We start from the raw sequence: 25,946 nt of genomic DNA, 5'->3' as shown, positions 1-25,946 counted from the left end.
TCAGTCTGCTAAGATTGACTTTTTTTATTAACTTGAAAATCTTTTCCCATGTAAATTTTTGGCGTAAAATTATTTTTCAATACAGTCAAAGTATTCTGTTAATATATCTGTCTGATAATCCAATACGCCCTTTATTTTCTTTTTCTTGTAGTCTTCATACATTTCTTGTGGGCTACTAAAAATAACTTCATCTTCATCTTCAAAAACAAAACCTTGGCATAAGACAACTCTTAACTTTTTATCAACATTTCTGTAATTAAACTATTTAATATTCTTAAATCAACTTATTCACTAGGATAAAATTATATTCTTAGTTAATAAATTTAACATTTTTTCTTGAGGTAAATTAGTATCTCTATCAAATTCTTCTTTCAAAGAATTTAGAACATTGATAAAATCTTTGTCTTGCAAAGGAACAATCAAATTTTTATTATCATCATAATAATCTGAACATCTTTTAAATAAAGCCTTTTCATTATTACAATCTCTAAATACCATGAATCCCATTTTTCCACGATTAGGTGAGAAACGTCCATTTAATTGATCAAGCTCTGGATTAGCAATGTCTTTCGTATAATTTTTACATTCTACAAATATATATCCTGAAGGAATATCTTTCACAGTAGAAAGGTTAAAGAAATAGCCATTTTCAGCAGCATTATCATAAACTAAATCTATGCGTTTTCTTCCATCATGAATTTCTAGCTCTTTTACTGGATTTATGAGGTTGGGGTAAAAAAGAAAAGTCATTGTAGCAATTATATGTTCATGAAATCTGTTAGCATCTTTAGCTCCTTTTCCTATTTTACTAAAACCATCAATTAAATTATCGATTATCCGCAAGTAAAAATCGTCACTATAATTATTTATAATTTCTTCATTTGTTAATGAAGCTATTTTCATTTTTGTATTATTCTTAAAGTCATCATAAAACTCTGGATGATCACTGGTAAAATTTCTTAAAAATTCTTTTCTGTAAGCACCATATTTAGAGGCTACATCTTCTTTGTTTATTGTCCTTTTTATATTACCATCTTTCAATTTCTTCTCATTTACTAAACTTGTATTCATCCGAAGTTCTTCACTAACTAAAAAATTCAAAACAAAATGCCTTGCATATTGAGCAGAATCATATACATAGCCTTTTTTTCTGCATACCACAGATTTTGGAACTAACAAAATAGGTTTATCATTAATTACAAGCATATCTTCGTAACTGTTAACCCAATCTCTTTTTTGTATATCCCAGTATTCCCTAGTGGCTATTGACTTGGTGAGCTCTATTCCATGAAGAGTGCATTGATCTTGAGTGTACTGAATTAAATGCTTTCTAATAATATTGGTGGTTAAATCAGAAATTTTATCATGAGATATGTTGTCAACAAATATTTTTATGTCATTAACATGTGAGATAAGCCCGTTATCCATTGCTCCACTTTCAACAATATATTCAAACAGTTTTGTTGCATCATTGTCTCCAAGACTTTTTCCTAGTGTTCCAGATTTTGATAATCCTAAACATGTTTCATTTGGCTCTGAAAATCTAAAATTTCTCCTTGCTTCTTCTATTTTTTTATCTCTAAATAGATTCAACATATATTGGAAAAAGTTTTCAAGAGTTCTATGTGCTGATATAGACCATCTGTCTGTTTTGATTGAAAGGAAGTACGGATCTAAAAATAAAGGCATATCATTTTCAGTATCGATATCTACAAAATCAAGTTCATTTTGCGTTCTCCCTAGTCCATATATTTCACTTATCTTCATAAAACTACCTCTTCTCTAATTATTCTCTATCTAGGTTGATTGCAAAACATATGTTCATATATCAAACACATCCGTAAACTAATCTAGATAGCCCAACTTCTTACTCAATATTAAAATGAAGCCTTCATTCTTGTGATTTCAAAATAAAAAAACTATAACTGTTTTATGAAATAAAAACATTATTTTTTATATAACCGTTAATTAGTTTTGATTAATCATTGCTATTATCGGCTGAACCGCTGGAGCTATCGTAACTATAGCAGCTAGCAATTCTATAGCACTAATCCCTTTTTCTTTTATCACTTTTCCAAATCCTTTCTTCATTATTTTTTTATCTACCGAGCTTAATTCACTAATTTGAGCTTTCATATTTTCTACTAATTTGTCTTGACTTATGTTTTCATCTAATGAAATAACCAATTCAATAAAGTATTCCACTCTAATTTGTAGTAATTTAGAATTGAGTTGCCTCTCTATAAATAGTCCTCTTTGTTCAATATGATTTTCAATTTCAATTTGTAAATTAGGGTCTGGTATATTCATTATTATTTTTTTAGTTTGCTCATCATATTGAGCAAAACTTATTAAATTTAAAAATTGTTCTTTCCAATTATAATTCTGTTCAGGATACACAAGTTCTTTTTTTATTTTGAGATTTCTTACTCTGCTTTGCGTTATACCCAACTCTTTACTTAAAAGATAATCTGAATCCGCATTGAAATCACCACTTTTTTTTCTTTTAAGTTTATTTTGATAGAAAAATTTGAACATTAGTAAATCCATCTCAGATTTTGATGTTAAACCAAAATTTTTTCGATAGTACTTTTCGCATATCTCGTCAAAATACTTTATTTTTTCTTCTTCTGAAAATTCACTATTCATAATTATTCAACACTCCTCTTTTTATTAGTACCTTTACTCTTTTCTATAGTATACTTCTCACCATTCTTCTTAATCTTATTCTTTATAATCTCTTCAACACTCAGACCTAAATCATCAGCTAACATCAAGCAATAAATCATCACGTCAGCAATCTCATCTTTAATATTTTCTAAATCATCAGCTATTGCTTCTTCACTCGACTTCCATTGAAAGTTTTCCAGTAATTCTGAAGCTTCAAGAGAAACTGATAATGCTAGGTCTTTAGCATTATGAAATTGTCTCCAATCTCTGTCATCTCTAAATTGGTTAATTTCTTTTATTAAGTCTTCCATAATGCATTCCTCCTATAAGCCCACTCGTTCTTTAAATAGTTTTTCTACGTTCTTATCTTCAAAATAAACAGCACAACCATCAATCCCCCTTGAAAGTAGTACATAGTAAATATTTAATATATACTCTGTTAATTCAGATAAGTTAAACCCCTCTTTTAGAGGTGTACCGCCAATATCTTTGTAGTTTTCTGGCACCGCCACAATTTTTCCATCTTTGACTGTTAAATCATTACCAACAATAACTCCGGAATAGTTTAGATCATATCCTTGAATAGCATGAATAGAGCCGATTTCTTTATTTGAGTTTGTTTTTTTTACCCAATCTTCATATGTTGAGTTCCATCTTTTTCTAATGCTATCTATGTTCCAATCGTATGGCAATTCTTCAAATTTTTTACCTTTATTTTCTTTTTTCCCAGTATTTGATACCCACTCTCTGCAGTAACCAGCAATCAGTCTATTGGTTGTTTCTGGATAAGCGTGAGAATAATCATCAACATAGTCAATAACTTCTTTAAAAGTGGCTACAATTTTAAAATAGTCATCTTTAAAAACTTTAGAATTAAAACTTTTGTCATTACTTAATTGAAAACCGTATAATATGCCTTTTAAAAAATCTTCTCCTGAGAAATCTCTATCTCCTCCGATTCTAAACTGTTGCATTAAACGAACTTTTTTATAATCACTCGTAAGGCTTCTTATTTCTGCAGGTCTAATATTCTGAGGTTTAATACCTTGATATGGATCATATAACAGAACTAATCCATCTGTTAATTTTTCAAGAAGAGTGATCTCATCATCACCTTCATCAAGATGTCTTCTTGCATTCGGATGTCCTTTTCTATAGTATTTTTTCAATTTATGAGCTTCATCTACAATAATAATATCGTATTTTTGCTCATTTTTCTTTGCATCCATTATTAGTTGAGAACCTGTTTTTACTATTAATCTATTGTTCAGACCGATCGACTTAAATATCAAATTAAATTGTTTAGTTAAATTTCCTGTTGTTATCAAACCTATTCTTAAATCAGGATACACTTCAGCTAAGGAAAAAGCTAAGTTTGTAAATAGAACTGACTTACCAGAACCTGCTGGTGCTTCAATTAAATATTTTTTTGTTATGTTTTTTTCAATTTCATTAACTATTTCTTTTTGCTTAAATGATAGCTGTTTAAAAGGAGAGTACTTAAACAGAAGTCTTTCTCTTAACTCTTCAAGATTAGGATTATCTACTAACCCCAGTGTATACAATTCATTATTCCATAATTTATTAAAAACTTCTGTTAATATTTCTTCCTTATTTTTATATACCAACTCAGTTTGTCCATTATTTCCATTAGCTAATACAAATTTTGTCATATCAGATTCAGCAATCATATAGTTCAATATTAATGATTCCAAATCCAGAATGGACGATTTATCAAATAGACTGGAGTATATGACTAAGCAATTTTTATAATCTCTATAATCCACTTTTGGATTGCTTTCAATCAGATGCTCATAGTGTCTTCTAATGAAGCCATTAGTCTCTCCAACATAAATTTTTTTAGTTTTAAGATTATAGTAAACATAGGTGACTGGATTATTCTCTAATACATTAACATGAATTTTTTCCAATTTATTCGATATTTCCCCATTTTTTAATATTAAATTCATGACTCTGTAACTTGACATTTTATTCACTCCAATTGTTAATTTCCTATCTATAATAAATAGTATCATACTAAGCATAAGATATATAATTAATTATTTAAGTGTATTAAATAAAAAAATAGAAGTGACCTATCTCTATATTAAAATATCTCCTAAAGCCCCAATTCATGAGTAGCTTATTCTGCATCTACTCAATCAATTAACAATAAAAACTTATAGATATTAAACATTGTACAAATATTACATATGAGTATTACAACCTGAAATAATTGTAGGTCTATTTCATCTGCAATAACTCCCACAACTATGTAGTACTTTTTAAGGATTTTTAACCAAAAAATATTTTTTGTTTCATTTACATATGAAACACAGAAACCCTAGTATATCAATGTCTATAAAGCCGTGTTTCATTTCGTTTCATTTATCAAAACTTATTAACCTTTTGCAAAAGCCAAAAAAAGAGTACCCCCAGTGAGCCATGTAGCTCATTTAAAGGGTACCCTTAGTACGGTCAAATAATAACGAGGTGGGGTTCTCTATCCTATTCATTCAATTCCTTGTATCATTCTACCAAAGGTATGATTAGCTTGAGTTGGTTGTCCATCAATTAGAGTAAGAGTGTACTCCGTTTCCAGTGGCTCTTTTAAACTTACTGTTATCCCTTCTTCCACCTTCTGCTGAACAGATAGGCTAATTGTTTTCAGATGTTCAATTGCTTCTGATATAGCTTGCTTATCATTTGGAATAGACTCATCAACATAATAAGTAATCCTTGTGCCAGTACCATCATTTTCAGTCGTTAGATAACCTTTATAAGGCAATTGACCATAGTTACTGATAAAGTAGCTGAGTTGCTCATCTTTGGTAAAATTTGATTTAACAGCATCAAAAGTTACACTACTATTCACAATATTATTAAAACCATCTCTAAGCTCTTTGTTCTCTGTTTCTTTAAAGTATAAGTAATTATTCGGATTTCCTTGATTCTGACTAGTTATTAACACTTTGGGTACTCCTGAATTAATGGTAAAAAAGTAAACATGCTTCGATAAATAATCTTGTGCCTCTGCATCCGAATAAACAGCTACTAAAGAATAACCTGATTCTTCTTCACCACTTTCTGACCAGTTTAAAACTATTGGCGTGTTACCAATAACCGCCTGCCACTTATTGCTATTCAGAACCGAGTCAGGGAGTTGCAAACCGTATAAATCAACATTATTATTCGGACTGTATTGTTTATACGCCTGATTCATGGTTTGTCCCCAAGTATTCATGAAGTCATTAAGCTTTTTATCCTTATCAGCACTCCATAACATTTCATCAACTAGCTTATCTTCTGTCGAAGAATTACTGACAGAGCTCTCTTTTACAAAACTAAGTCTGTCAGTAGTTTCACTATAGGTAGATGAGTTAGGTTGTTCTTTTTTATTTTGACAGGATGCCATCAAAATAGTGGGTAGTAGAGCTAATAACACCAATGATTTTTTCATTCTGTTACTCCTTATTAAACTTATCTGGATTTTTATCTATATAATCATTGTAAAGCACAGTTGTCATAGAAACAATCGTTTGCCCTGCTTGAATTTTTTCGATATCCTGCTCCAATATCCCTGTTCTTATTTTATCTACGCCCTCATAAAGAGTTTCATGAGAATCCTTAATCTCTTTAGGTAAAGCACTTGGAGGTTTGATGTCCTTCAATTTTTTCATTTGTTTACCTAAATAGTCTGCTGTATCCTGCATATCTTCATCAGAATAGACATCTGTCTGCTTGATTTTCACATCACTATCAACGACTATGTTCACAACTTCTTTTACGTATTCTTTTTCTGATAGACCATCCGAACTAAATAGCATTGAAAAACAACTCAATAATAGCAAGCCCCCCACTATCAGTATTATTCTTCTATCTTTGGGATGATGATGCGTTTTGAGAAGCTTTCTTATTGCAATTGCGAAAAAAATAAGACCTATTCCACCTAATATTTTTGTCATCTCTTGACCTCCTCAGTATCCAGATGATAAGCCCAGAAGTGTTCCGAGAATACCACCTGCTACTCCTGCAATCATTAAAATAGTCCCATGCTTTTCATCATGCTCTCTATACAAATATCCCATAATAACTCCAATAGCACCAAATAACACAGGAATAAATAGGAGTGAGATGGCAACTGAAACCCACCCAGCAATCTTATAAAGATTTCCACTTTGCTTTCCCTTACTAATCTGGGTTTTAACTTCACTGAGCGATTTTTCTATCTTAGGGCTTATTTGTTCTGTGTATAACTCCTTATTTTCCTGAGATGCGCCACAAGATGGGCAAAACTTTGTTGATTCCTCCATTTGACTTCCACAATTTCTACAATACATTTGTTTTTTCCTCCCTATTTACATTAAAAATATCATAAAAGAGCTCATCCATATCAACTTCTAACACTTGCGATAATAGCTTCATTTGGTGAGGTTTAGGTACTGTCCTACCAGTTTCCCATGAACTAATTGACTGCTGAGTGACAGACATTTTCTCAGCTATTTCAATTTGAGAATACCCTTTTGCTTCTCTGTACAAACTAAGTCTTCTTTTCTCTTTCATAATCTTCCTCCTCCTCACAAACATTATATACATCATTTTGTAGTATTTCAACAATTTTATGTAATTAAACACCATTTTTAACAGGAATAAACAACAGTTCGTTGTATAGTATAAGTATCGGAGGGATAGACCAAATGAAACAATATTCTAAAACCATACGAGAAAGCAGAAAAAAACTAGGTTGGACTCAAAAACAACTTGCTAAGAAAATCCATGCCTCTCAGCAAGCTATTGCTCGTTGGGAAAACGAAGTTACTGAACCTAGAACTGAAAATTTACAAGCACTCTCAGAGGCTCTAGGAGTCCCCCTAAGCCATTTTATTGACAGGCAAACAGAGATAGCAGATGACGATTTCAACGCTTTGTATCGCTCCTTATCATCCGAAGATAAGGTTAAAACCTTAGAATATATGATGTTATTAAAGAGGCAAGAAATGGAACGTAATGAGTTCAAATAGAAACACCCCTCCGATTAGGAAGGGTGTTTTTTGTTCTCTATATTAAACTGGTAAATAAACCTATCACCAGTAGTTTCAATTTTAGTTAACTCTTCTTTACTATATAGATCATTCATTACCTTCACTAGATTAAGAGGCTCATCAGAATTGTATGTAATCCCCTTACCCTCAACAATATCCAGTTCTCCTAAAGTCATCTTATAGTAATTAGGAAGCCAATTTCCTCCCTTAAATACTCTGGAAGATATCACTTTAACAAAGCCCATTTTCTCTAGTGATCTGATGTTCTTAGCACTTCTTCCAGTATTACTATCATTGCCCATGTCAGCTAAAGTTGCGTGAGTACAATAAAATACTCCATCACTGCCACTATATTTTTTAGAATGACACAGTAAACTAAAGAGAAGATATCTTAGATTTTTTCTTTGAATAGATAAGATAATATCTAACTCTTGTCTATAGAAAGTAACGTCACTAGACTTCATGCTAAACGAATAATCACCATCATAAACCGTCTCAATTACACGCTGTGTTTCATCTTTCAATTCTCTCAAGTTCCATCTCTGATCTAAGAATCTTCTTGTCTCAGAGTTTTCAAACGTATTTTGGATTACATTGAAGACCATTTGGTATGTAGCCTCTATGTCATTTCCCTGATACTTTAGGATGCGAGATGCGTGGAACGTAAAATAGTTCCTACTACTTGGTTCTGACAAGCATCCATCTTCAAGAATTTTTTTTACGTAAGTATAAACACTTTGGTTATTATGCTCCTTAGCACTGATATTTTTATGATGTACGTTCTTTTTCTTGTCAGTTGTTAACCGATGTTTAGTCATAGCTGAACAATCTTTCAGGACATTTTCTTTGAACTCATTCAAAGACTGGGGTTCTATAGACAAAAAATAATCAATAGGCAATGGTTCTAGCGTCCGATTGTCAACATAGTAACAAAATTCTTCTGTTTTCAAATGAATACCCAAAGGTAATTTGACTCCAAGTCCAGTAGTGGGTCTTCTTTCAATGCGATTAATTGTTTCTCCAATCTGGGAAAGGACTTCATAATAGAAGTTTTCAAGTTCCTGTTCTCGAATAAATCCATCAAAATAAAGATCAACATGATAGCCCTTTAATCCTGAATACCAAACATGAATGTATTTCATAGGAATACCATAATAAGAATGGAGTGTGTCTACCAATTCTATAGTTGTCCACCTTCTATCTCCCTCATCTATAATATCGACATCAAAACACAAGAATTTAGTTAAGCCACCAGAACCTAATTTTATTCCTAATGTGTATTCTCCATTTAAATGCTTTCTAACTTTCCACTCGTTTAACTGAACCTTTTTATCAGTAGTTGTCCGAAATTCAACATCTTCTCCTTCTCTCACTTGGAAAAGATATTCCTTTCTATAACTAATTAACAGTCTATCCATTTGCTTTACTACTTTATCCTCTATCTGCTTTCTATATTTAGTTTCCATACTTATCCTCCTATAATTTTTAATAGTTTTGTTTTAATTTATCTTACTAGTAATAAATAAAGATACTTGTAAGACATAGTCAACACTGCCTACTAAGCATAAATTCATCTAAATCTGATTTTTTTATACGCTTAGTGCCTTCTATTATTGTTATAGGTAAATCATACTCGTTGATGTATTTAGCTAGAGTATTTCTGGATACTGACAGGTAGTCACAAGCATTTTTCATAGTTAAATAACCTGAGAAATGATTGTTAGGATTAGATAAAGTAGCTAACAGACTTTTTAATTCTATGAGCTCTCTATTTAAAACTTCTTGGATTGTTCTCTCAAGCAGACTATCCAGAGTAATTTCTTCTATACTATTCATGGAATGTCCTCCCTTCTATCGTTTGATCATAGTTATCACCACCTCTATTAGTTGATATACATAGTATAGCATGTATCCACAAAATAAACAACACCTAATTGTGATTTTTAATGAAAAATGTATTTACAAAATCACAATTAAGTGATAATATGTTCTTAGAAAGAGGTGATGGCTATGGAAGAAAATAGTAACTTGAAGGTTGGATTTGCTCTTAAGCGTATTAGACAAATGAAATCTATTGAAGGAAAAAAATATACTCAAGCGATGATGGCTAAAGACTTAGGAGTTGGACAGTCATATATTGGAGGTCTTGAAAACAACACACGAACTCCATCATTCAAGACTTTGATAAAGATTGCAGATGCTTTGGGTATCAGTCTCCGTAACTTAATTGATCTATGTGAATACCAACGTCTTACAGAACTATATTGCCAACCAAGTAAAGATGGAACACACAACCTATTATCTCCAGAAGAATTATCAAATATAGGTACACCTGAAGCATTTGCCTTTAGAGATGTTAGTACATCTTTCGATTACGAAAATCTTAATTTTAAATTAGGAGAATTTTTAGATAATGTTGATGTTAAGAAGAAGATATATGAAGGAGAAAACGTTCCTTATATAGACTCAACTAATTTATCAGATATCATATCTAAGGGAATTAATAAACAAAAGAACATTTTCTTTAATAACCAAAAATTGACCGATGGACAGATATTAGGTCTTAATCAATATTTAGAAGCAATTACAAATCAAAATAATGGAGGTGTTTAAGATGGAGCGATACTAAGCGTAACATCTTAAAATAAACAGAAACTAAAATTTAGATTTACTCCTACTATTGCTCCCAATAGACTATATCTATTGACCGATATCTAGGAGGAAAGAAAATGGCAAAAATATCAAAGTACAAGAAGAATAACGGTCAAGTAGCATGGATGTTCAAAGGACATATAGCCACTGATCCACGAACTGGAGAAAAAGTAAATACCACACGTAGAGGCTTTAAAACTAAGCAAGAAGCCCAAAAATTACTTGACGAACTAGCATATGAGATAAAGTATGGTACAAAGAAAAAAATTACTGACATGACCTTTGCGGACTTGTACGAGGAATGGATTGATTTCCAACGTTCAAGTGTAAAAAAATCTACTATCGGTATCTACGTTAGATATGCAAAAAATCAAATACTACCAGAATTTGGAAACTTAAAAATTACTGACATCACAGTTTCATATTGCCAAAAAGTGGTAAACAAATGGCACAAAAAATATAAAACCTACGATACTATGAGAAAACAAACAGCACAAATCTTAAGCTATGGAATTTCTCAAGAGTATATTGAACGTAACGTTATGAGAAATACCCGTCTTCCTCGTAGAAAGGAACAAGATGAACAACGAAAATTCTATACTAAAGAAGAATTAAATACCTTATTAGATGCTTTCAAAGACTTTGGAAACACTAAACAGTATGCCTACTTTAGATTAGTAGCTTACACAGGTATGAGAAAAAGTGAAGCTCTAGCCTTACAATGGAAAGATATCGATGTTTTTAACAAGGAGCTACACGTAAACAAGACAGTAGCTGTAGATGAATATAAGAACATCATACTTCAAACACCTAAGACAAAAGCATCAAGGAGAACTATCTCTCTTGATACCGAAACATTGGCAATCTTGAACGATTGGAGAATACAACAGAGAGCCGACTATCTCAAACTAGGTTATAATACTAACTCAGATAATCAATATGTTTTTACAAGCCTTAAAAACACCTTATATGTTCCAAATACGGTGAATGATTGGTTAAGATATATTTTGAAAAAGTATACCTTACCTCGTATTACTCCTCATGGGTTCAGACATACTCATGCTAGCTTACTATTAGAAGCAGGAGAATCTGTTAAAGTTGTTCAACATCGATTAGGTCATGAGAATAGTAAAGTGACATTAGACATCTATGCACACATTACAAACAACGCACCTAAGAAAACTGGTCAAGAGTTTGCTGATATGATGGCTCATCAGTAAAAAAGCTGGTCAAAAGCTGGTCATTTCTACTATCAAGACAAAATAAAAAAGCTAGAATCCTTATATATCAAGGGTTCTAGCTCCTATAACAGGTTTATCCAACACTGCCTTCCATCTCATAACTAATCAACCGGTTCAATTCGACGGCGTATTCCATCGGTAATTCTTTGGTGAATGGTTCGACGAATCCCATGACGATCATTTCGGTTGCTTCGCTTTCGGAAAGGCCGCGGCTCATTAGGTAGTACAGTTGTTCTTCTGAGATTTTGGAGACTTTGGCTTCGTGTTCTAAGGACACTTGGCTGTTGTGGATCTCATTGAATGGAATGGTATCGGATTTCGATAGGTCATCCATGATGATAGTGTCACACTCGATATGGGAGATAGAGCCTGCGCTCTTCTTGCCGAAGGTGACTTGTCCACGGTAGTTTACTGCACCGCCGTCTTTAGAAATTGATTTTGAGACGATGGAGCTGGAGGTGTTTGGTGCATTGTGAATCATTTTTGCACCAGTATCTTGGATTTGGTTGGCACCTGCAAAGGCAATGGAAAGCATCGTGCCTCGTGCGCCTTTGCCATCAAGATACACACTTGGGTATTTCATGGTTGTTTTGGCACCTAGGTTGCCATCGATCCATTCAACGGTAGCACCTTCTAAGGCTTTGGCCCGTTTGGTTACTAGGTTGTAGACGTTGTCTGACCAGTTTTGAATGGTGGTGTAGCGGCAGTAAGCGTCTTTTAGGGTAAAAATTTCAACGATGGCTGCGTGCAAACTATTGCTTGAATAGGTTGGGGCGGTACAGCCTTCGACGTAATGAACGCTGGCGCCTTCGTCAACGATGATCAATGTTCGTTCGAACTGACCGGTATTTTCGGCATTGATCCGGAAATAGGTTTGCAATGGCACATCGACACGAACGCCTTTTGGTACATAGATAAAGGTACCACCTGACCAAACGGCTGAGTTCAAAGCAGCAAGCTTGTTATCGGTTGGTGGGACTAATTTTGAGAAGTATTGTTTGAACAGCTCAGGGTATTCCTTCAAGGCTGAATCGGTATCGGTAAAGACGATGCCAAGTTTTTCAAACTCTTCTTTCATGTTGTGGTAAACGACTTCTGATTCGTATTGGGCAGAAGCGCCGGCCAGGTATGCCCGCTCGGCTTCTGGAATACCAATGCGCTCAAAGGTCTCTTTGATTTTTTCTGGTACGTCATCCCAATCACGGGCAGGACGATCACTTGGTTTTTGGTAATATTTGATGGCATCAAAATCGATGTCAGACAGGTCTGGGCCCCAGTTTTGCATGGGCATCTTGTTGAAGGCTTCAAGAGACTTCAAGCGGAACTCAAGCATCCATTCTGGCTCTTGCTTGACCCGTGAGATTTCACGGACGATGTCTTCGGTCAATCCTTCGCCGGTACTAAAAACAGGCTGCACGTCATCGTGGAAGCCAAATTTATATTCTTCTAATTCGGGTACACCCATGGTTCTCACTCCTTTTGTAGTGCGGTTGTCTATTCGCTGGTTTCTTCAGTGTCAGATTCATTGGCGTGGCTGTGACTGACAGATGCTTGTGTACTGTCGGCAGCAATGGCTTTTTCTAATGCTTTCCAAGCTAAGGTCGCACACTTGATGCGTGCAGGAAACTTCGCCACACCCCCAAGCATGGAAGCATCTCCTAAGCGATCGCTTTGGGGAATGTCGTTTCCTTGAACGAGCTCAGAAAATAAGCCTGATAGTTCACCAGCTTCTGCTAGTGTCTTACCGATAATCGCATCTCCCATCATGGATGCACTGGCGGTACTGATGGAACAGCCTTCGCCAGTAAAGGCGATGTCTTTGATAGTGTCTCCTTCGACAGCGAGCTCCAAGTGGATCACGTCGCCGCAGGTAGGGTTATTCAATTCGACTTTGTACGTTGAATCATCCAAGGTGCCCCGATGATGTGGGTGGCTAGAATGATCTAGAATGACTTGTCGATACAAATTATCTAATTTCGTTAGTGCCATGTTGGAAAAACTCCTTCGTCAGCTTGATGGCGTCAACCAGTCGATCGGCGTCCTCTCTTGTATTATACAGGTAAAAGCTGGCCCGTGCAGTCGCTGGGACTTGCAAATAGGTCAAGAGGGGTTGGGCACAATGATGACCTGCCCGTACCGCGATGCCTTCCATGTCTAAAGCGGTGGCAACATCATGAGGATGGATGCCTGCTAGATTAAAGGCGATCACTCCCGTGCGTTTTGCTGCTTCTTGGGGACCATAGATGGTCAAACCTTCAATGGCTTGCAGTTTGGGCAAAACGTAGGCAGCTAAGTCTGCTTCATGGGCGTGGATGTTTTCTAAGCCGATTTCTGTTAAGTAATCGACCGCTGCACCTAAGCCGATCGCGCCGGCAATATTTGGTGTGCCCGCTTCAAATTTCCACGGCAGTTCTTTCCACGTGCTTTCTTGCAGATGGACAAAATCGATCATTTCACCGCCAAATTCGACGGGCTCCATTTGATCCAGCCATTGCCGTTTGCCGTATAAGACACCGATGCCAGTTGGTCCGCACATTTTATGGCCAGAAAAGGCATAGAAATCACAATCCAGTGCTTGGACATCAACTGCCATATGTGGAACAGCCTGAGCACCATCCACCACCATGACGGCTTGGTGCTGATGCGCCAATTTGGTTAGCTCTGCAATCGGATTGATCACGCCTAAAACATTGGAAACGTGCGCGATCGAAACGATGGCGGTTTTGTCTGTGATCTGTTTCTTGGCATCTTCCATGTCCAAGGTGCCTTCTGGTGTCAACTGGATATATTTCAAGGTAGCTTTTTTCCGAGCAGCTAATTGCTGCCAAGGGATGATATTGGAGTGATGTTCCATATAAGAAATCACGATTTCATCGCCTTTATTGACAAAACGGTCGCCGTAGCTGCGGGAGACCCAATTTAAACCAGTGGTCGTCCCTCGAGTAAACAGCACTTCCGCCGTTTCATTCGCATGGATAAAACGGCGAACTTTTTCTCGTGCGCCTTCATAGGAATGGGTCGCCCGTTCTGCGAGGGTATGGACCCCACGATGAACGTTGGCATTGTCTTGATGGTAATAATCGGTGATCGCCTGCAGCACCGCCTCTGGCTTTTGCGTAGTGGCGGCATTGTCGAGGTAGATCAATGGTTCGTCATTTACGAGCTGATCCAAGATGGGAAACGCTTGTTTCACTTTTTGGGCATCGATCATGCGAGCAACTTCCCTTCGATAACGGCAACCAATTCTTGTTGCACTTCTTTGACTGGGATCGCGGTCAAGACGGATCCTAAGAAACCACGAATCACCAAACGTTCCGCTTCTGCTTTGCGCAACCCACGACTCATCAAGTAGTACATTTCTTCTGGATCGACCCGTCCCACACTGGCTGCGTGTCCGGCTGTTACTTCGTGCTCATCGATCAAAAGGATTGGGTTAGCATCGCCACGAGCCTGGTCAGAAAGCATTAAGACTCGGCTTTCTTGTTGCGCGTCCGCCCCTTTGGCTCCTTTTAAAATGTGTCCGATACCGTTAAAGGTTAAGACGCCGCGTTCTCTGATAACGCCGTGTTGCAGGATATGACCAATGGAATGCGGTGCTTTGTTGGTTACGCGGGTATCGATCCCTTGTGTTTGGCGTCCAGCACTGATTGCGACCGCTTTGACTTCCGAATGCGCGCCTTCGCCTACAAGATCAGAATCAAAGTCTGCCACGACGTCGCCTTCATTCATGACTCCGATCGCCCAATCTACCATCGCATCTCGTAATACGTAGCCGCGACGATTCATGTACGTAGTAATGTTGACACCTAACTGATCAATCGCAGAGAATTTGACCTTCGCGCCTGCTTTGGCAATTACTTCCACTACGATATTGCCTGACAGTTTTTTCGCTTGTTCGCCTTTGGTTTGGAAACGTTCCAAGTAGCTGAACTCACTGTGCTCATCAGCAACGATCAAAATGTGTTTGAAGAAATGCGCTTGGCTATTGCCATTGTGGTAGAAAATCGCTTCAAGGGGTTCTTCGATCACCACGTTTTTTGGTACATACAAGAACATGCCGCTATTCATAAACGCCGCATGTGCTGCGGTCATTTTGTCTTCGTCCATTGGCACTGCTTTGGTCATGTAGTATTGATTGACCAACTCTGGTACTTCTTTCATTGCTGTAAACAAGTCGGTAAAGATCACGCCTTTGTCGATCAACTCTTGCGGTAATTGCTCAAAGATCGTGGTGTCATCGAACTGAACGAGGGTCGGATGGTTATCCATCGCGTCAAAGGCGGGAACTGCGCCTGCCACTTCTTCTTCTGACAAAGCGTACTCACCAGCAAGTGCTTGTTCGTCGATATTGAACAATGGCCAACGCTCGTAACGCACCCGCTCGATTTTTGGAAACGCAAGTTCATCCACTTTCGCAAGGGCTGCTTGGCGTAATTCCAACATCCATTCAGGCTCTTCTTTTAACGCTGAAAAAACGTTGACTTGTTCAAGATAATCCTGTAATTTTGCCATTTACCTTGCCTCCTTACGCTTCTTCTTCTTTGTAGTCGATCCCTAACTCTTTACTGATCCCAGCATAGCCTTCTGCTTCTAGGCGTTTGGCTAAGTCTGCCGAACCGGTCATCACGACACGGCCTTCCATCATGATATGAACCACGTCTGGTGTGATGTAGTTTAACAGACGTTGGTAATGGGTGATGATCAAAGCGCCAAAGCCTTCGCCCCGCATTTCATTGACGCCTTTTGCTACGACTTTCAAGGCATCGATATCTAGACCAGAGTCGATCTCATCCAAAATCGCAAAGGTTGGATCTAGCATCAACAATTGCAAGATTTCATTTCGTTTCTTTTCTCCACCAGAGAAGCCTTCATTCAGATAGCGTTCCGCCATTTCTTCGGGCATATTCAATAAATCCATTTTTTCATCTAATTTTTTCAAGAAATCCATGACAGAGATTTTGTCGTCTTCGTCACGTTTGGCATTGATCGCTGCCCGCATGAATTCTGCATTGGTGATGCCTGGAATTTCACTTGGGTATTGCATCGCCAAGAACAAACCTAAGCGAGCTCGCTCATCCACTTCCATTTCCAAGACGTTTTCGCCGTCGAACAAAATTTCTCCTTCTGTCACTTCATAATTCGGGTTGCCCATGATGGCAGCGGACAAGGTTGATTTCCCTGTACCGTTTGGTCCCATGATGGCATGGATCTCTCCAGTTTTTAACACTAAGTCAACGCCTTTTAAGATCTTTTTATCTTCGATTTGGACGTGTAGATTTTTGATTTCTAAAACTGACATTTCTTTCCCTCCAGTATCTTTTCTTTCTCACTATTTTAGACTAATTGAGAATGAACTTCAAACGCTATTCCCGACTTTTTTAAAATATTTCTAATCTGTACATTGGAATTATTATAAAGTATTACATAGAGATAGTACATGGTTATTGTTCAGAAAGTCGACTATTTTTGAAATTTTACTTTTATCTTTCAACTATCTTCTTTTCTCTATTGTTGAAACCTTGTATTCTTAGGAAATCAAAGTGAAGGACCCTCACTCGTTTTTTGTGAGGGTCCTTCACTTTTTCCATCCTGCTGTTTTTTAACTATAATGGAAAATTAAAGTTCATCATAAAATGCTGTGCAACGTTAATCAGTTCTTTTTTTGATAGTTTCCCTAAAATTTCAATCTTTCTACCGCCACGCTCGGAATAATCTAGCGTATAAACTTGCTTTGTATTTACTTTACTCCCAGGTTTCAATTTGTCGTGTTGAATATCGACAAAGTAAGGACGCTTCCGATCTGTACTCGTTATTGGACAAACAATGATCAAATTTGAGGTGTAACTGTACTCATCCCTGCTGATGACTAAAGCAGGCCTGCGCTTTTTGATTTCACTCCCTTTCGAGGGATCAAAATCAATAAATACAAGAGTCCCTTGTTCGAGCCTATTCATCAAGCAGCCTGCCTTCAACAATAAAATCAGCAGCTAGCATATCTTCTTCATCAACAAATTCTTTCTCTTTCGCAGCTAAAAAATAATCATCGATCTTAGGAATCAAGGAAATCGTACCATCGTCTTCTTTGCTGATAAAGTAGGTCTTACCAGCAGGAATCTCAAACTTACTTGCTAGCGTGACCATTACCGCATTTCCTTGCTTTCTTGTTTTCACTGTATCCAAAACAATCACCTTTCCTTCATAACATATATAGTCTATTTTACCACGTAATTACTGTAATTACAAAATACAGCTAGGAGAGCAGCCCTTTTTTTACTAGGTACTTTACTATACGCAAAATGCATCTGATCAATCATCAACAACGAAAGAGGACACGAAAAAATTTCGTATCCCCTACCTTCACTTCTGCTGTGCCCATTCTTCTCGCAAGATGCCATACTTGATGGAATCATAATAGGTGCCTTCCCAGAAACGGACTTTGCGGATTTGGGCTTCTTTGGTCATCCCTAGCTTTTCTCCTAGTTTCATCATGCGGTGATTACCGGACCACGTGGTGTACCCGACTCGCTGGATATGAAGCTGTGATTCAAACAACTCATTGATCCACTGGCGAATTGCTTGGCTGCCAATGCCTTGATTCCAAAGGGAAGCATCATAGATGGCTATCCCGAATTCCAACCACTGCTGCAAGGTATTGTCTTCCCAATAAGCGGTCGCGATTCCTACGATTCTACCTTGATAGCTGATCGTTTTACGTAACGGATTATCGATACAGCTAGCGCCAAACCCCGTTCGAAATTCTTCCCACGTCAACACGGGGTCTTGGAAATACGGTCCGTCCCATTTTTTCCATTCTAAATCTGCCTTAGGCCCATAGCTGATCGACCAAAGTTCAGCAATCATTTCTTCCGTAATCGGTTGAAGTGTGACTGTTTCTGCCATCTTCATCCCCCCCCTTTCTCCTAAAAAAAGTCGTCTCCTTTATTCGTAGACGACTTTCTTTCTATTTTATCTGAAATTTCCGTAAATTTAAATAAAGGAGTCCGAAAAAAAGGACTGGAAAAAGAGTAAAGCCAAATTGCGGCTTCAAAATCAAGGCGACAAAAACGGCAACAAACAAACAGGTTGCTAACAAACTAACAGGCCATTTTTTCAAAGTGAAAAAAAGTGCGGTACGCAGGACATCTTTCTTAGCGGCTTTTGGATTACGCACTTGGAAGTACCACGCGTTGATACTAAGAGCTATGGAAAGCATCCCTAACAAAAGAAAGAAAGGAACGAGCCATTTACCACTTTCAAATTGAACCGCAAACAGAATATCCACGATCGCAATGACACTTCCCAGCCAGCCGATGAGCCAATAGAGAAACCCGCGCACGGCAAAGGTTCGTAAAAAGTAGCAGAAATCTTTTACTGGATCGATGTCTTTGTGTTCTGCAAAGCGATCGATCGCAGCCAGGAGGCTGATCATGCTTGGACCAATCAGCAAGAGTGCCAATGCAAACCAAAGGAGGTTTCTAGGATCGACTGCCAAGAACATTGCCGTGAGGGTGTAGGGTGTATTCACGACCCAAAAACTGATATTCAGGGCAAAGCCAATATATAGCCAGCGGAAGATCCGCATGTAAAGATTGTTTTCAAAGGTAGGTTTGGTAAACATGATTGATCACCTCAATTTTTCATTCCCGAAGTAGCGATTCCTTCTACGAAGTATTTTTGCATTGCTAAAAAGACGATCGCCACTGGCAAAATGGAGACCACAGATGCTGCCATGATCAGGGCATACTCGGCATCATATAAGCCGACAAACATTTTCAACCCTAACTGAATGGTTTTGTTTTCGGTTGAGGAAAGGTAGATAAATGGTCCCATATAATCATTCCATGTATTGACGAAGGTGATGATGGTCAGACTCGCTAAAGCGGGCTTCGTCAGTGGTAGAATGATTTTTCGATAGATCCCCCACTCACTCAAGCCGTCGATCCGCGCACTTTCACACAATGAGTCAGGAATACTACTATAGTATTGTTTCAACAAAAAGACCCCAAAGGCACTGAAGGCTTGTAAGAGGACCAAAGACCAAAGCGTGTCTGTCAGCCCGAACTGGCGCATCATGATGAACTGAGGAATCATATAGGATTGCCAAGGAATCGCAATCGTACCGATGTATGTCAAAAACAACAGGTCGCGTCCTTTGAAATGCATCTTCGAAAACCCATAAGCCGCAAAGCTAGAGGTAAACAGTTGGATCAAGGTAATGATGACGCTCAAAAATGCTGTGTTCTTGAAAAAAGTCAGCAAAGGTATGCGATCCCAGATCACCGTATAGTTTTCTGGGTGCCAACTTTTTGGAATCCATTGGATCGGTACGCTAAAAACATCGTTATTGGTCTTAAAAGAAGCAGAGATCATCCAAAGAAACGGGATCAGTGTCACTAACGCGAGAAATGTTAATAAGAGAATCAAGGAGACACTGCCGATCGACAGCTTGGCTTTTTGTTTTGGTTTGGCTTGAACATTCTTTTTACTCAGTGTATTTTCCATCTGTACTCCCTCCTTACACCCGTTCTTGTCTTTGGTTCCACTTAAACTGGATCACCGTGATGCCCAAAACGATCACAAACAAGACCATGGCGATCGCAGACGCGTAACCAAAATTAAATTTCACAAACGCTTCGTTGTAAATTTGATACACCAAGACATTGGTGGCTCGACCGGGTCCGCCGGCAGTCATGACTTGGACCAAATCGAAGATCTTGAAACAGTTTATGACCAGCATGATCGAAACAAAGAAGGTCGTTGGTCGTAAGGACGGCAACGTCACGTTGCGAAACTGCTGCCACTTGTTGGCCCCATCGATCGAAGCCGCTTCATACAATTCCTTTGGCACACTTTGTAGCCCTGCCAAGTATAAGATCATGTAATACCCCATGCCACGCCAGACGCTGACTATGATGATCGCCGTCAAAGCCCAATCAGAGCTGGAGGTCCAACCAGGAGGATTTTCAATAAAAAATTTCAAAAACTGATTGATTGGTCCCATCGTTGGGTGAAACAACATGTTCCACACGACAGCGATCGCAACTAACGAGGTGACATAAGGAAAGAAGAAGGCAGTACGGAAAAACTTCATTCCACGTACTTTTTTATTCAATAAAATCGCTAAGCCTAAGGAACATACTAACGTTAATGGAACGACGCCAATCGTATAGAGAAAGGTGTTCTTTAACGAGATCCAAAAGGTGTCGTCCCCTAGCATTTTGCTGAAATTTTTCATTCCCACAAATTCAGGCGAACTAAAGGAATCCCATTCCATGAAAGCCAGAATCAATGAGAACACAACTGGCACTAAGGTAAATAAGAAAAAGCCGATAAAGTTCGGTGCAATAAAAGACAGCGCGGTTAGCGTATTTTTGCGTTTCAACTTATTGGCTGCTTTTGATTTTGAGGTTATTTCCATATTTGTCTCCTGCTGCTTGCCAGCAGGCCCCCTTTCATTAATAAAGAGAAGGAACTTTTTTGCCCAAGTCCCTTCTCTCGTTAGGACTATTCGGTTTCAGATTTCACCCTTTTTTCCATATTCGCAATGCCTTCTTTTGGTGTTTCATCCCCTACAAGGATCAAGTCATGTTCTTCTTGCAAGATTTTGTCGATCGCTGGTCCATTTTCATCGACAGGAAACTCGATCGCGACGGTTTCTGGATTGAAGGCTTTTTTCGATACTTCATCGGCGGGCATGCCTTCACGGGAGAAGTAAAGTTCATCAATGGCATCAGTCTTATACGAAGGAACGACACCGACTTCTGCTAATACTTTGGCGCCTTCTTCACCGGAACAAAAGTCTAAGAATTTTTGCGCAGCTTCTTGATGTTTTGAATTTTTATTGATGGCAAAAGCAGTCGGAGAACCAAATGTCGTTACTTCCCCTTTTTCATTTTGCGGCATTTCCGCAATGCCCCACTCGACATCTGTCTTGCCATCGTCGATATTGGTCATCAATGCACCCATATACCAAGTTCCCATGTACATCATGGCTGCTTTTTCATTTTCAAATTGTGATTGATACGTAACTTTCGTTGATTTTGCTGTCCCAAAGTCCATTTGTGCTTTATCGTCTTGCATCCGCAATGCACGATCATAATATTCTTCTAAGTAGTCGTATTGAGGATCGATCAAATTGACACCATTTTGAGCAGCTGCAATCGCTTGAGTAGTAGAACGCCATGTGTGTTGATACGCACCATAAATTTGTTCGTCTGGTTTTGTTAGCTGCTTGGCAAGCTCCTCATATTCGTCCCAGGTGATGTTCGATGGGTAGTCTAAGCCTGCTTCATCGAACATTTTTTTGTTATAATATAAGACCCAAAAATCCGTCCGATACGGTTGTGCATAGGTTTTGCCTTCTACGTCATACATGTCATAGCTTTCTTGCGCTGGGGCAATATCCAATGATCCGATATGGTCGGTGAGATCCACCAATTGGTCCCGCAACGCATAATTAGAGTAAGAAAGTAAATTTTTCATGGTCAAAATATCTGTCGTATCTCCGGAAGAGAGCATGGTCGTCAGTTTGGTATCATAATCATCTGAAGCAATATCGACAGGCTCAACGGTAATGCCCGGATTCGCTTCTTCAAAGGCACGGAATAGTTTTTCGAATTCAGGTGTCGTATCGTAATTCCAAGTGGTTACGGTCAATTTGATATCGCCATCTTCAGAAGCAGCGGAATCATCTGTCGCTCCGCCTCCACAGGCTGCCAAAGCTGCGATCGTCCCAAACATCGTTGCTGCTAATAAACCTTTTTTCAAAAAGTGCATGTTCATTCCTCCATTAAACATTTTTTTAAAGGGTCGCCCCTAAAACTACCAATAGGAATACCAACTTTGTGACACCCGCATCAGCGCTTCCATGTAATAATAATCGCCCCAGATCATGCATTCATCGACCCCTTTGAGGGAATTCTTGTCATAAACCCCATGCATCAAAAGTCCGTTTGATTCGGGATGGTCGATCGTTGTATAGTTTTGGGCTAACGACGCCAAGATCGCCAAGGCGTTTTCCTGATAGGCGGCTTGGTTTGGCTGCGTGATCGGTAAATGTTTCGCCAGTTCTAGCAAGCCACAGACTGCGATGGCGGCGGCCGAACTATCCCTTTCTTCTTGACTACCATCGTTAAACACTAAATCCCAATAACTGACCTTGTCCGCCGGTAATTCAGCAATAAAGTAATCCGCAAGGTCTTGAGCAGTCTTCAAGAAACTGGTATCACCGGTGTAAAGGTAACTCAGCGTAAATCCGTAGATTCCCCACGCTTGCCCTCTCGCCCAGCAGGAATCATCGGCATAGCCTTGTTGGGTATTGCCGCCGATCGCCGCTCCAGTTTCAACGTCGAAGTAATAGGTGTGATACGTCGTGGCGTTGTCTCGCACGATGTATTTCTGGGTCTGCTTGGCATGAGCATAGGCTGCTTGTTTGTAGGATTCATCCCCCGTCATTTGGGAAGCAAAATACAATAGCGGCAAATTCATCAAGCAATCAATAATGATGCGCCCCCGTTGTTGCGGATCATCGAGATTGCCCCACGCTTGAATGATCTGGGCTTTGGGTGAGTAACGGACCATCAATAGATCGGCGGCGGCAATCGCGAGTTTTTTCGAAGATTCCCGTCCGTTCACTCGATAGTCGGCAATCGCAGTCAAACTATACAAAAACCCGATATCATGGGTTTCTAGTCCAATTCTTTGGTCCAATCGTTCTTGGAAAGAGTGCAGTTGTTTTTCGATGGTTTCATCAAATTCTGTTGATCCCGTCAGTTCTTTACTCAAAAACAACATGCCAGTCCAAAAACTCGCCGTCCAATCATGGTTGGCTTCTGGTCGATAGACAAGCTGTTCACTTGCTGCAGGTGGGACCAACGTGTCAAAGGTCTTAGTATTCTTTCTTACTTGATTAACGGTGAAGTCGATTTGCTCGGCTACCCATTGTGATAGCTGTACGTCATAGCTGGTTTCCATTTTTTCCTCCTATTCGCTCAACCTGGATCATATGTCCGGATTGATTGATCGTAATGTTGTTTGTTGTCACTTCGACGGTCACTGCTTGTTCTTGTTCTTGTGGAAGCAAGCCGGTGACGAGGGAAACGAACAGGTGCTTTCCTGCTTGTCGTTGAGCAGTTAGATACGGCAGCCACGTTGCAGGATACAAGAGGTTCGTATTTGGCTCCGTTCGTAAGACATCGCTCGTTTCATAGCCAGCGATTGCCTCGATTTTCGAATAGCCGATCGATGTTCGTACCGCAGCGCTGCTTGTGGTTTTTTCAGTGATGGCAGTTGCCTCTTTCGGTGATGAAAACCCACCCTCATAGAAAGAAAGGGCGCGCTGAGAATTGATCTCATGAATGCGAAGGTGACTGCCTATCAGTGGAATGATTGTTGTTTTTATCTGGACGTCTTCCCATGGATTCCATTCATGAATGATCCGATCAGGTAAAAGCTGATACTGGCGATCCAATCCTTTGGTGCGAAAGTAATGGTCATCTTCTGATAAAGCCAATGTGTTGTCATAATTTCCTTCATAAAACCAATAATTGCTCTTGGGCACGCTATTGCCAAACGTCGTTGAGTAGACAAATTTGCTATATTTGCTGCTGGCATGACTTTGATAGTTGATACATTGTCCTGCAGGAAACATCAAGGCATGCGTCAAGTCTTGATTGTGTTGATAAAAGTTCTTACTGATGGGATGAGCCAGTGTTCTTTCAGTGATCACTAATGGCGTTGGGGTGGCTTGCCAATAGGGATGCTCCTTTGGTACCGCTAACAAAAGAAAGGTTTTTAACGCCCAATAAGGTGAACCTGGTGCATTGTAGCCTTCGGCAAAGATCAGATTCTGGTACGAATAGCCGACCGTCAGTATCCCTTCGGAAGTAAAAATGTCTTGCTGCATCCACTGATGCAGGTGACGACTGATCAACCCTTTGATCTCTCCCCATGGCAATGCTTCAACATCCGCAAAAACCAATGCGCTGAAGAAAGAAACTTGCGCAAAGCGATACGTCAAACTTCGACCAAAAGGAACGGCAGCTCCACCTGCTGCAAACCAATGCTTGAAGGTTTGAGCAAACTCGGTGGCTCGTTGTTTGAACTTCCTTCCCCTTTCAAGATCCTCAGGGACAAATCGACAGTACAGAAGACTATAGTAGTGGATCGCAAAAGATACATAGTAATCGATTTGAGTGGCTACTCCGTCACAGTACCATCCTTCCCCTAAATAAAAGGTCTCGATCAATGCCAAGTCAGCATCGATCTTTTCTTGGGAAAAGCTGCTGCCACAACGCTTCATGGCTACATTGACGAGAACCCGAAAGAAATGCCAATTGTTTGCGGGAATTTCTCGTTGATTGACTTGGATCAACCACGCATGGAGATTATCTTTTTGGCGTTGGGATAAAACATCCCACGTTTTTTCCTTGTTTAATAGTAAAAAGGTACTTAGCGAAGCCATTTCCACGATTCGTTGGTCGAAGTCTTCCACAACACCCCAATAATCGGGACTCTCTGGATCGGTACCCGCAATAATTCCTGAGAGATAGGTTTCCATGAATGAATCTTCTTGCTGGGTTAGATAAGGCGCGAGTCCCCAAAGCGGTCGCAAGAACGCTTCAAGTTCCTGTACCTCTTTCTCATAGACAGTCCCATGGCTGCCTAAAGCCAAATGACCAGGACGACTGCTTGCAAAAGCGGGTTTGAGTTGATCCATGATCGTTTTGAAGCCGGCTGCTACATCTTCATAACTTTCAAATTTATTCTTTTTCAATTGCTGCAGCTTCTGTGATTGCATCCGCATCCTTCCTTTCAATCAATGTCGCTTTAATAAAACCATAATATTCTCCGTAGACCGTCACCACATCTTGCAGTTTCAGTTGTTGACTTTGTTCATTGAATACTTGGTACTGTCCAGCCGCTGTTTCTAGAATAAATCGATCCCCTTTCTCAATGTCTGCTGTTTTCGCATCACTCTTTACGATGGTGCCAGATAGCTTCACGAATTCATGCAACGGGACGACACCTTGCGAAAAATCTTCGTCAGAATAACAAAGCGCTCGTTCTTTTAATTGCTTTTCGCTGCTTTGGGAAAATGCTTGCGTCTGCGTTGCTTCATTTGGAGAACAAGCAGTCAACCCCATAAGTAGACCCAGGATAAATAACGAATTAATCCACTTCATTCATGCCACCCTCATTTTTAAAACGCTTTCTTCATTTCAAATCATACTTTTTTTTAGGAAAATAATCAATAGTTTTTCCTAAAAAAAGTAAAATTTTTACTTGAGGGCAATTTCTCTCTTGGTTTTTTTACTAAAAAGAAATATACTGAAGAGGAGAA

At 38.8% G+C, this 25,946-nt stretch carries 28 protein-coding genes; 3 read left to right on the top strand and 25 right to left on the bottom strand.

Annotated elements, in window-relative coordinates; translation table 11 throughout:
- Window positions 1-291 precede the first annotated feature (291 nt).
- From CXM95_RS02715 to CXM95_RS02680, 8 genes are all read right to left on the bottom strand, one after another.
- Window positions 292-1,767: a hypothetical protein gene (locus CXM95_RS02715; RefSeq protein ID WP_101698828.1), complete on the bottom strand. Its 1,476-nt coding sequence runs from the start codon at window positions 1,765-1,767 to the stop codon at window positions 292-294.
- Between the two features lie 201 nt (window positions 1,768-1,968).
- Window positions 1,969-2,649, bottom strand: a complete 681-nt coding sequence (locus tag CXM95_RS02710; protein ID WP_101698827.1) for a hypothetical protein — start codon at window positions 2,647-2,649, stop codon at window positions 1,969-1,971.
- Window positions 2,650-2,651: 2 nt separating this feature from the next.
- A complete protein-coding gene (locus CXM95_RS02705; protein WP_070702946.1) occupies window positions 2,652-2,981 on the bottom strand; it encodes a nucleotide pyrophosphohydrolase in 330 nt (109 codons plus the stop codon).
- 12 nt (window positions 2,982-2,993) lie between these two features.
- Window positions 2,994-4,658 carry a DUF2075 domain-containing protein gene (locus CXM95_RS02700; RefSeq protein WP_233499079.1) on the bottom strand — a complete coding sequence of 555 codons (1,665 nt, stop codon included), beginning with the start codon at window positions 4,656-4,658 and terminating at the stop codon, window positions 2,994-2,996.
- A 524-nt stretch (window positions 4,659-5,182) separates the two neighbouring features.
- Window positions 5,183-6,130 carry a DUF4767 domain-containing protein gene (locus CXM95_RS02695; RefSeq protein ID WP_101698825.1) on the bottom strand — a complete coding sequence of 316 codons (948 nt, stop codon included), beginning with the start codon at window positions 6,128-6,130 and terminating at the stop codon, window positions 5,183-5,185.
- A 4-nt stretch (window positions 6,131-6,134) separates the two neighbouring features.
- Window positions 6,135-6,635 (bottom strand): hypothetical protein, encoded by a 501-nt coding sequence (locus CXM95_RS02690; RefSeq protein ID WP_101698824.1) that lies wholly within the window; start codon window positions 6,633-6,635, stop codon window positions 6,135-6,137.
- Window positions 6,636-6,647: 12 nt separating this feature from the next.
- Entirely contained in the window at window positions 6,648-7,010 is a 363-nt protein-coding gene (locus tag CXM95_RS02685) for a zinc-ribbon domain-containing protein (RefSeq protein ID WP_101698823.1), read from the bottom strand.
- On the bottom strand, window positions 7,000-7,233 hold the full coding sequence (locus CXM95_RS02680; RefSeq protein WP_101698822.1) for a helix-turn-helix transcriptional regulator: 234 nt from the start codon (window positions 7,231-7,233) through the stop codon (window positions 7,000-7,002). The genes CXM95_RS02685 and CXM95_RS02680 overlap by 11 nt, the downstream gene beginning before the upstream one ends.
- 134 nt (window positions 7,234-7,367) lie before the next feature.
- Here CXM95_RS02680 and CXM95_RS02675 point away from each other — a divergent pair, with 134 nt between their 5' ends.
- Window positions 7,368-7,691 (top strand): helix-turn-helix domain-containing protein, encoded by a 324-nt coding sequence (locus CXM95_RS02675; RefSeq protein ID WP_101698821.1) that lies wholly within the window; start codon window positions 7,368-7,370, stop codon window positions 7,689-7,691.
- 14 nt (window positions 7,692-7,705) lie between these two features.
- Here the strand turns inward: CXM95_RS02675 and CXM95_RS02670 are convergent, their stop codons facing one another.
- Entirely contained in the window at window positions 7,706-9,178 is a 1,473-nt protein-coding gene (locus CXM95_RS02670) for a TOTE conflict system archaeo-eukaryotic primase domain-containing protein (RefSeq protein ID WP_101698820.1), read from the bottom strand.
- A 79-nt stretch (window positions 9,179-9,257) separates the two neighbouring features.
- Window positions 9,258-9,548, bottom strand: a complete 291-nt coding sequence (locus CXM95_RS02665) for a helix-turn-helix domain-containing protein (protein WP_101698819.1) — start codon at window positions 9,546-9,548, stop codon at window positions 9,258-9,260.
- 174 nt (window positions 9,549-9,722) lie between these two features.
- Between CXM95_RS02665 and CXM95_RS02660 the strand changes: the two genes are divergently transcribed.
- Window positions 9,723-10,325: a helix-turn-helix domain-containing protein gene (locus CXM95_RS02660; RefSeq protein ID WP_158297423.1), complete on the top strand. Its 603-nt coding sequence runs from the start codon at window positions 9,723-9,725 to the stop codon at window positions 10,323-10,325.
- A gap of 116 nt (window positions 10,326-10,441) precedes the next feature.
- Window positions 10,442-11,584, top strand: a complete 1,143-nt coding sequence (locus CXM95_RS02655) for a tyrosine-type recombinase/integrase (protein WP_101698817.1) — start codon at window positions 10,442-10,444, stop codon at window positions 11,582-11,584.
- Window positions 11,585-11,678: 94 nt separating this feature from the next.
- Here CXM95_RS02655 and sufB read toward each other — a convergent pair whose 3' ends face one another.
- The 15 genes from sufB to CXM95_RS02580 all read right to left on the bottom strand — a co-directional run bounded on the left by sufB (window position 11,679) and on the right by CXM95_RS02580 (window position 25,788).
- Window positions 11,679-13,070, bottom strand: coding sequence for a Fe-S cluster assembly protein SufB (gene sufB / locus CXM95_RS02650; protein ID WP_005232103.1), 1,392 nt, complete (start codon window positions 13,068-13,070; stop codon window positions 11,679-11,681).
- Between the two features lie 29 nt (window positions 13,071-13,099).
- Window positions 13,100-13,594 carry a Fe-S cluster assembly sulfur transfer protein SufU gene (sufU, locus tag CXM95_RS02645; protein WP_005232105.1) on the bottom strand — a complete coding sequence of 165 codons (495 nt, stop codon included), beginning with the start codon at window positions 13,592-13,594 and terminating at the stop codon, window positions 13,100-13,102.
- Window positions 13,572-14,816, bottom strand: coding sequence for a cysteine desulfurase (locus CXM95_RS02640; protein ID WP_005232108.1), 1,245 nt, complete (start codon window positions 14,814-14,816; stop codon window positions 13,572-13,574). Before CXM95_RS02640 ends, sufU begins: the two co-directional genes overlap by 23 nt.
- Window positions 14,813-16,117, bottom strand: a complete 1,305-nt coding sequence (sufD, locus tag CXM95_RS02635; RefSeq protein WP_005232110.1) for a Fe-S cluster assembly protein SufD — start codon at window positions 16,115-16,117, stop codon at window positions 14,813-14,815. Before sufD ends, CXM95_RS02640 begins: the two co-directional genes overlap by 4 nt.
- 13 nt (window positions 16,118-16,130) lie before the next feature.
- The gene (sufC, locus tag CXM95_RS02630; RefSeq protein ID WP_005232112.1) at window positions 16,131-16,904 is read right to left on the bottom strand and encodes a Fe-S cluster assembly ATPase SufC; all 774 of its coding nucleotides are present in this window, start codon (window positions 16,902-16,904) and stop codon (window positions 16,131-16,133) included.
- A 304-nt stretch (window positions 16,905-17,208) separates the two neighbouring features.
- Window positions 17,209-17,559, bottom strand: coding sequence for a type II toxin-antitoxin system PemK/MazF family toxin (locus CXM95_RS02625; protein ID WP_005232114.1), 351 nt, complete (start codon window positions 17,557-17,559; stop codon window positions 17,209-17,211).
- A complete protein-coding gene (gene mazE / locus CXM95_RS02620; protein ID WP_233499125.1) occupies window positions 17,552-17,776 on the bottom strand; it encodes a type II toxin-antitoxin system PemI/MazE family antitoxin in 225 nt (74 codons plus the stop codon). The genes CXM95_RS02625 and mazE overlap by 8 nt, the downstream gene beginning before the upstream one ends.
- A gap of 186 nt (window positions 17,777-17,962) precedes the next feature.
- On the bottom strand, window positions 17,963-18,505 hold the full coding sequence (locus tag CXM95_RS02615; protein WP_101698816.1) for a GNAT family N-acetyltransferase: 543 nt from the start codon (window positions 18,503-18,505) through the stop codon (window positions 17,963-17,965).
- Between the two features lie 61 nt (window positions 18,506-18,566).
- Window positions 18,567-19,223: a DUF624 domain-containing protein gene (locus CXM95_RS02610; RefSeq protein ID WP_101698815.1), complete on the bottom strand. Its 657-nt coding sequence runs from the start codon at window positions 19,221-19,223 to the stop codon at window positions 18,567-18,569.
- Between the two features lie 11 nt (window positions 19,224-19,234).
- Entirely contained in the window at window positions 19,235-20,107 is an 873-nt protein-coding gene (locus tag CXM95_RS02605) for a carbohydrate ABC transporter permease (protein WP_101698814.1), read from the bottom strand.
- A gap of 13 nt (window positions 20,108-20,120) precedes the next feature.
- Entirely contained in the window at window positions 20,121-21,023 is a 903-nt protein-coding gene (locus CXM95_RS02600; RefSeq protein ID WP_005232126.1) for a carbohydrate ABC transporter permease, read from the bottom strand.
- Window positions 21,024-21,109: 86 nt separating this feature from the next.
- Entirely contained in the window at window positions 21,110-22,381 is a 1,272-nt protein-coding gene (locus CXM95_RS02595; protein ID WP_101698813.1) for an ABC transporter substrate-binding protein, read from the bottom strand.
- A gap of 45 nt (window positions 22,382-22,426) precedes the next feature.
- The gene (locus CXM95_RS02590; protein WP_074535300.1) at window positions 22,427-23,578 is read right to left on the bottom strand and encodes a glycoside hydrolase family 88 protein; all 1,152 of its coding nucleotides are present in this window, start codon (window positions 23,576-23,578) and stop codon (window positions 22,427-22,429) included.
- On the bottom strand, window positions 23,562-25,403 hold the full coding sequence (locus CXM95_RS02585) for a DUF2264 domain-containing protein (protein ID WP_101698812.1): 1,842 nt from the start codon (window positions 25,401-25,403) through the stop codon (window positions 23,562-23,564). The genes CXM95_RS02590 and CXM95_RS02585 overlap by 17 nt, the downstream gene beginning before the upstream one ends.
- Window positions 25,366-25,788, bottom strand: a complete 423-nt coding sequence (locus CXM95_RS02580; protein ID WP_074535302.1) for a hypothetical protein — start codon at window positions 25,786-25,788, stop codon at window positions 25,366-25,368. Before CXM95_RS02580 ends, CXM95_RS02585 begins: the two co-directional genes overlap by 38 nt.
- Window positions 25,789-25,946 lie beyond the last annotated feature (158 nt).

It is taken from the genome of Enterococcus sp. CR-Ec1, assembly GCF_002850555.1.
GTDB classification, from domain to species: domain Bacteria; phylum Bacillota; class Bacilli; order Lactobacillales; family Enterococcaceae; genus Enterococcus_D; species Enterococcus_D entomosocium.
Note: the sequence above shows the minus strand (reverse complement) of the source record. Positions and strands in the feature narration are given on the sequence as shown.

Bases quoted from the DNA above. Each gene is read 5' to 3' on its own strand.
- CXM95_RS02715 (WP_101698828.1), bottom strand. From the start codon at position 1,767: ATGAAGATAAGTGAAATATATGGACTAGGGAGAACGCAAAATGAACTT.
- CXM95_RS02710 (WP_101698827.1), bottom strand. From the start codon at position 2,649: ATGAATAGTGAATTTTCAGAAGAAGAAAAAATAAAGTATTTTGACGAG.
- CXM95_RS02705 (WP_070702946.1), bottom strand. From the start codon at position 2,981: ATGGAAGACTTAATAAAAGAAATTAACCAATTTAGAGATGACAGAGAT.
- CXM95_RS02700 (WP_233499079.1), bottom strand. From the start codon at position 4,658: ATGTCAAGTTACAGAGTCATGAATTTAATATTAAAAAATGGGGAAATA.
- CXM95_RS02695 (WP_101698825.1), bottom strand. From the start codon at position 6,130: ATGAAAAAATCATTGGTGTTATTAGCTCTACTACCCACTATTTTGATG.
- CXM95_RS02690 (WP_101698824.1), bottom strand. From the start codon at position 6,635: ATGACAAAAATATTAGGTGGAATAGGTCTTATTTTTTTCGCAATTGCA.
- CXM95_RS02685 (WP_101698823.1), bottom strand. From the start codon at position 7,010: ATGTATTGTAGAAATTGTGGAAGTCAAATGGAGGAATCAACAAAGTTT.
- CXM95_RS02680 (WP_101698822.1), bottom strand. From the start codon at position 7,233: ATGAAAGAGAAAAGAAGACTTAGTTTGTACAGAGAAGCAAAAGGGTAT.
- CXM95_RS02675 (WP_101698821.1), top strand. From the start codon at position 7,368: ATGAAACAATATTCTAAAACCATACGAGAAAGCAGAAAAAAACTAGGT.
- CXM95_RS02670 (WP_101698820.1), bottom strand. From the start codon at position 9,178: ATGGAAACTAAATATAGAAAGCAGATAGAGGATAAAGTAGTAAAGCAA.
- CXM95_RS02665 (WP_101698819.1), bottom strand. From the start codon at position 9,548: ATGAATAGTATAGAAGAAATTACTCTGGATAGTCTGCTTGAGAGAACA.
- CXM95_RS02660 (WP_158297423.1), top strand. From the start codon at position 9,723: ATGGAAGAAAATAGTAACTTGAAGGTTGGATTTGCTCTTAAGCGTATT.
- CXM95_RS02655 (WP_101698817.1), top strand. From the start codon at position 10,442: ATGGCAAAAATATCAAAGTACAAGAAGAATAACGGTCAAGTAGCATGG.
- sufB (WP_005232103.1), bottom strand. From the start codon at position 13,070: ATGGGTGTACCCGAATTAGAAGAATATAAATTTGGCTTCCACGATGAC.
- sufU (WP_005232105.1), bottom strand. From the start codon at position 13,594: ATGGCACTAACGAAATTAGATAATTTGTATCGACAAGTCATTCTAGAT.
- CXM95_RS02640 (WP_005232108.1), bottom strand. From the start codon at position 14,816: ATGATCGATGCCCAAAAAGTGAAACAAGCGTTTCCCATCTTGGATCAG.
- sufD (WP_005232110.1), bottom strand. From the start codon at position 16,117: ATGGCAAAATTACAGGATTATCTTGAACAAGTCAACGTTTTTTCAGCG.
- sufC (WP_005232112.1), bottom strand. From the start codon at position 16,904: ATGTCAGTTTTAGAAATCAAAAATCTACACGTCCAAATCGAAGATAAA.
- CXM95_RS02625 (WP_005232114.1), bottom strand. From the start codon at position 17,559: ATGAATAGGCTCGAACAAGGGACTCTTGTATTTATTGATTTTGATCCC.
- CXM95_RS02615 (WP_101698816.1), bottom strand. From the start codon at position 18,505: ATGGCAGAAACAGTCACACTTCAACCGATTACGGAAGAAATGATTGCT.
- CXM95_RS02610 (WP_101698815.1), bottom strand. From the start codon at position 19,223: ATGTTTACCAAACCTACCTTTGAAAACAATCTTTACATGCGGATCTTC.
- CXM95_RS02605 (WP_101698814.1), bottom strand. From the start codon at position 20,107: ATGGAAAATACACTGAGTAAAAAGAATGTTCAAGCCAAACCAAAACAA.
- CXM95_RS02600 (WP_005232126.1), bottom strand. From the start codon at position 21,023: ATGGAAATAACCTCAAAATCAAAAGCAGCCAATAAGTTGAAACGCAAA.
- CXM95_RS02595 (WP_101698813.1), bottom strand. From the start codon at position 22,381: ATGCACTTTTTGAAAAAAGGTTTATTAGCAGCAACGATGTTTGGGACG.
- CXM95_RS02590 (WP_074535300.1), bottom strand. From the start codon at position 23,578: ATGGAAACCAGCTATGACGTACAGCTATCACAATGGGTAGCCGAGCAA.
- CXM95_RS02585 (WP_101698812.1), bottom strand. From the start codon at position 25,403: ATGCAATCACAGAAGCTGCAGCAATTGAAAAAGAATAAATTTGAAAGT.
- CXM95_RS02580 (WP_074535302.1), bottom strand. From the start codon at position 25,788: ATGAAGTGGATTAATTCGTTATTTATCCTGGGTCTACTTATGGGGTTG.